Origin of the sequence: Nocardioides sp., from assembly GCF_031397825.1 — a bacterium.
In the GTDB taxonomy this organism is placed as follows: domain Bacteria; phylum Actinomycetota; class Actinomycetes; order Propionibacteriales; family Nocardioidaceae; genus Nocardioides.
Window position 1 is genome coordinate 1 of record NZ_JANNML010000076.1, and the last position, 4860, is coordinate 4860.

Below are 4860 nucleotides of genomic sequence, written 5' to 3' on the forward strand. Positions count from 1 at the left end.
GGCGGGGCCGCTTGTCGCACGGCGTCACGCAGGGCCTGCTCGGGGTCGACCCCCAGTGACCGGGCCCGGGCCACCAGGGCCAGCAGCTCGGCACCGACACCGGGGTCCACGGGCTCCGGCTCGAGCCCGGCCTTGGCCAGCCGTGACAGGACCTTGTCGGCCAGCGCCAACGCCGGAAGGGCCAGCGGCACGCCCTCGAGCACGTGCGAGCGCTGCTTCTCCGCCGCCTTGAGACGCTCCCAGTTGCGGTCGACCTCCGCGGCGTCGGCGACCTCGAGCCCGGCGAACACGTGCGGGTGGCGGTGCACCAGCTTGTCGCAGATACCGCCGGCCACGACGTCGATGTCGAAGCCGCCGGGGTGGCGCTCGGAGGCGACGCGGGCGTGGAAGACGACCTGCAGCAGCAGGTCCCCCAGCTCCTCGACCAGGTCGCGGTCCTCGCCGGTCGCGTCCCAGGTGTCGATGGCCTCGAGGGTCTCGTAGGTCTCCTCCAGCAGGTACGTCGCCAGCGACCGGTGCGTCTGCTCGCGGTCCCAGGGGCACTCGGTGCGCAACCGGTCCATCACCGCGACGAGCTCGAGCAGACGGGACCCCGGCGGGTTCCGGTCCGGGTTCGGCGTCGGACTCGGTGTCACACCGTCAGCACTTCTGCGACGCCGGCAGCAGCCCGCCCAGTGTCGCCGACGGCTCGGCCGAGCTCCCCTCGACCGCGAGGTCGGAGACCGGCACGGACAGCTGCTCCGAGCTGGGTCCGACGACACCGGCGGTCGCACTGCCGAAGCGCGGGTCCAGCTCGATGTCGGTCTCGGCCGCTCGCTCCTGCCGCAGCCGCTGGCCCTCGGCGAAGGCGACGTCCTCGGTGATCTCGGTCGGGTTCTGCCCCTGCTCCTCCAACGACTCGCGCCCCAGCTCGACCAGCCCGATCTGCGCGCGCGAGAAGTCGTCGACGAAGGCGTCGAAGGTGGCGACCTCGTCCTCGGGCACGGTCTCGCGCGCCTGCGCGTTCTGGGCGACTGCCTGCTCGACGGCCGCCGGGTCCACCGCGTCCTCGTCGATGAGGTCGAAGGCGACCACGTTGCCGATGAGCAGGGTGAGGGCCTGCTGGCGAGCCGACTTGGTCGCCGCCTCCTCACCGCCGGGGACCCCGCCGAGGCTGCAGAGCAGCAACGCGAAGTCGTCGACCTCGGACGTGCTGATCTGGGTGCCCTCGACGTCCGCGGCGACGCCGGGTCCGGGTCCCGAGCAGGCGGTCAGCGAGGTCACCGCGATCGCGGTGAGACCGGCGACGGCCGGAAGCCGGCGGCGGTGTCGTGCCGGGACGGATCGGCGGTTCACGAGCACAGGTCGCTCCTTGGTCGGCCGGCCCGCCGGTCAGCGGGTTCGGCAGGTCAGCGGGTTCGGCAGGTCAGCGGGTTCGGCAGGTCAGCGGGCAGTTCGGTTCACGACGAGGCTCCCACGGCCGGCCGGTCGAGCACGGAGTCGATCACCTCGCGCACCCAGACCAGCAGCGCCTCCCCGCGGATCGGTTGACCCGCGACGGGAGCCGTCTTCGGCCTCGGCACCAAGATGGTACTGACCTGCGGCTTGACCAGGGTCCCGGGATAGAGCCGGGAGACGCGGAGCCCCCCGGACTCGGGCAGGTCGACGGGTGCGAAGCGCACGTAGTTGCTCTGGATGGTGATGTCGGTCAGACCCGCCCGGCGTGCCCTGGCCCGGAGCAGCGCCACCTCCAGGAGGCTTCGGACAGCCTCGGGCGGCTCGCCGTACCGGTCGACGAGCTCCTCACGCAGCAGCGCGACGTCCTCGTCGTGACGCACCTCGGCCAGGCGCTTGTACATCTCCAGGCGCAGCCGTTCGCTGGCCACGTAGTCGTGGGGCAGGTGGGCGTCGACGGGCAGCTCGATCTTCATCTCGGTCTGCTCGACCGGGCCGCCGCCCTTGAACTCGTGGACGGCCTCCCCGACGAGCCGGACGTAGAGGTCGAACCCGACGTCCGCGATGTGTCCCGACTGCTCGCCGCCGAGCAGGTTGCCGGCCCCGCGGATCTCCAGGTCCTTCATCGCGATCGCCATGCCACCGCCGAGGTCGGAGTGCTGGGCCAAGGTGGCCAGCCGTTCGTGTGCGGTCTCGGTCAGCGGTTTGTCGGGCGGGAAGAGGAAGTAGGCGTAGGCCCGCTCGCGGCCCCGGCCGACCCGGCCGCGCAGCTGGTGCAGCTGAGAGAGGCCAAGTGTGTCGGCTCGCTCGATGATCATGGTGTTGGCGTTGGAGACGTCGAGACCGGACTCCACGATCGTGGTGCACACGAGCACGTCGAATCGCTTCTCCCAGAAGTCGAGCATGACCTGCTCGAGCTGGTGCTCGCCCATCTGACCGTGGGCCACGGCCACACGCGCCTCCGGCACGAGCTCACGGATCCGGGCCGCCGCCTTCTCGATCGACTGCACCCGGTTGTGGATGTAGAAGACCTGGCCCTCGCGCAGCAGCTCGCGCCGGACCGCCGCCACCACCTGCCGGTTCTCGAAGGCACCGACGTAGGACAGCACCGGGTGCCTTTCCTCGGGCGGGGTGGTGATCGTCGACATCTCGCGGATCCCGGTGACGGCCATCTCGAGGGTTCGCGGGATGGGCGTGGCCGACATCGCGAGCACGTCGACGGCGGTCCGCATCTGCTTGAGCTGCTCCTTGTGCTCGACACCGAAGCGCTGCTCCTCGTCGACGATGACCAGGCCGAGGTCCTTGAAGCGCATGTCGGGGTTGAGGAGCCGGTGCGTGCCGATGACGACGTCGACGGTGCCGTCGGCCACGCCGGCCAGCACCTCCTTGGACTCCTTCTCGGTCTGGAAGCGGCTCAGTCCCTTGAGCACGACCGGGAAGGCCGCCATCCGCTCGGCGAACGTGGACAGGTGCTGGGTGACGAGCAGCGTGGTGGGGACGAGGACCGCGACCTGCTTGCCGTCCTGGACGGCCTTGAAGGCAGCACGCACCGCGATCTCGGTCTTGCCGTAGCCCACGTCGCCGCAGATGAGCCGGTCCATGGGGACCTCCTGCTCCATGTCGGCCTTGACCTCGTCGACCGTGGTGAGCTGGTCGGGGGTCTCGACGAACGGGAAGGCGTCCTCGAGCTCCCGCTGCCACGGTGAGTCCGGGCCGAAGCGGTGCCCACGCGTGGCCTGGCGGGCGGCGTACAGCTTGATCAGCTCGGCCGCGATCTGACGCACCGCCTTGCGGGCGCGGCCCTTGCGCTTGGCCCAGTCGGCGCCGCCGAGCCGGTCCAGGCTGGGCATGTCGCCCCCGACGTAGCGGGTGACCTGGTCGAGCTGGTCGGTCGGCACGTAGAGGCGGTCCGGCGGACCACCGCGCTTGGAGGAGCCGTACTCGAGGACGAGGTACTCCCGGGTCGCGCCCTGGACGACGCGCTGCTTCATCTCGACGTAGCGGCCGACCCCGTGCTGGTCGTGGACCACGTGGTCTCCGGGCTTCAGCTCCAGGGGGTCGATCTGCTTCTTGCGTCGCGCCGGCATCTTGCGCATGTCCTTGGTCGAGGACCGCTGGCCGAGCAGGTCCTCGCCCGTGACGACCGCGAGGCGCTGCGCCTCGTCGACCAGCCCGTGGGCGAGCGTCCCGCAGGTCACCACGGCGACGCCCTCCGGCACGTCCTCGGCCGCGGGCAGAGTCTCGGCGAAGCGGACGGCCACGTCGTGCTCACGCAACAGCTCGACCATGCGCTCGGCCGGCCCGTGCCCCTCGTGGACCAGCACCACCCGCCCGGCGGTGGCCAGCCAGGCGCGAACGTCCAGCACCGCCTTCTCGATGTCGCCGTGGTAGGTCTCGGCGGGCCGGATGGCCACGCTGCGGCTCGCGGTGGCTCCGGCCTCCACGTCGACGCCGGCGTCGACGATCGCGCCGGTGACGTCCCGGAGCCGCTGACGGGCGACCGAGGCGTCGGGCTCCCCGTCGTCCTCGCCCAGCCCGAAGGGGCTGATGCTCCACCACGCCCTGCGCTGCGCCACCGCGTGGGAACGCACGTCGCCGAGCGAGCGGTACGACGCCGCGCCGAGGTCGATGGGCGCTCCCCCACCGGCGGCAGCGGCCGCCCAGGACGCCTGGAGGAACTCCTCGCTGGTGGCCACGAGGTCGTGGGCCCGGGCCCGCACCCGCTCGGGGTCGAGCACGAGCACGTGGGTGTCCTCGGGCAGCAGGTCGACCAACAGCTCCAGCTCGTCGACCAGCGCCGGCGCGAGGGACTCCATGCCCTCGACGGCGTGGCCCTCGGCGATCTTGTCGGTGATCTCGAGGAGCTCGGGATGGGTCACGCCCAGCTCGCGCGCGCGTCGTCGTACCTCGTCGGTGAGGAGCAGCTCGCGGCAGGGCGGCGCCCAGAGCCGCTCGACCGCCTCGAGGGTCCGTTGGTCGGCGACCGCGAAGGTGCGGATCTCCTCGACGTCGTCACCCCAGAACTCGACCCGCACCGGGTGCTCGTCGGTGGGCGGGAAGATGTCGACGATGCCACCACGCACGGCGAACTCTCCGCGGCGTTCGACCAGGTCGACCCGGGTGTAGGCCGCGGCGGCCAGCTGCCGGACGACGTCCTCGAGGTCGGCCTCGTCCCCCACGGCGAGCTCGACGGGCTCGAGGTCGGCGAGGCCCTTCACCTGGGGCTGCAGCACCGAGCGCACCGGCGCGACGACGACCTTGAGCGGACCGTTGGTGGCCTCGGATCCGGGGTGGGCCAACCGACGCAGGACCGCGAGCCGACGGCCGACCGTGTCGCTGCGGGGCGAGAGCCGCTCGTGGGGCAGCGTCTCCCACGAGGGGTAGTAGGCCACCGTCGCGGGATCCATCACACCGCCGAGGGCGGTG

General features: G+C 71.8%; 3 protein-coding genes. All 3 read right to left on the minus strand.

Features of this window, described 5'->3' with window-relative positions; translation table 11 throughout:
* Positions 1 to 563, minus strand: a 563-nt coding sequence (locus tag RMN98_RS06355; RefSeq protein WP_309647963.1) for a MazG family protein, incomplete at its 3' end; no start/stop codon positions are given.
* A gap of 76 nt (positions 564 to 639) precedes the next feature.
* Entirely contained in the window at positions 640 to 1335 is a 696-nt protein-coding gene (locus RMN98_RS06360; RefSeq protein WP_309647964.1) for a hypothetical protein, read from the minus strand.
* A gap of 104 nt (positions 1336 to 1439) precedes the next feature.
* Positions 1440 to 4860: transcription-repair coupling factor (gene mfd, locus RMN98_RS06365; RefSeq protein WP_309647965.1), on the minus strand; the 3421-nt coding region annotated here is incomplete at its 5' end.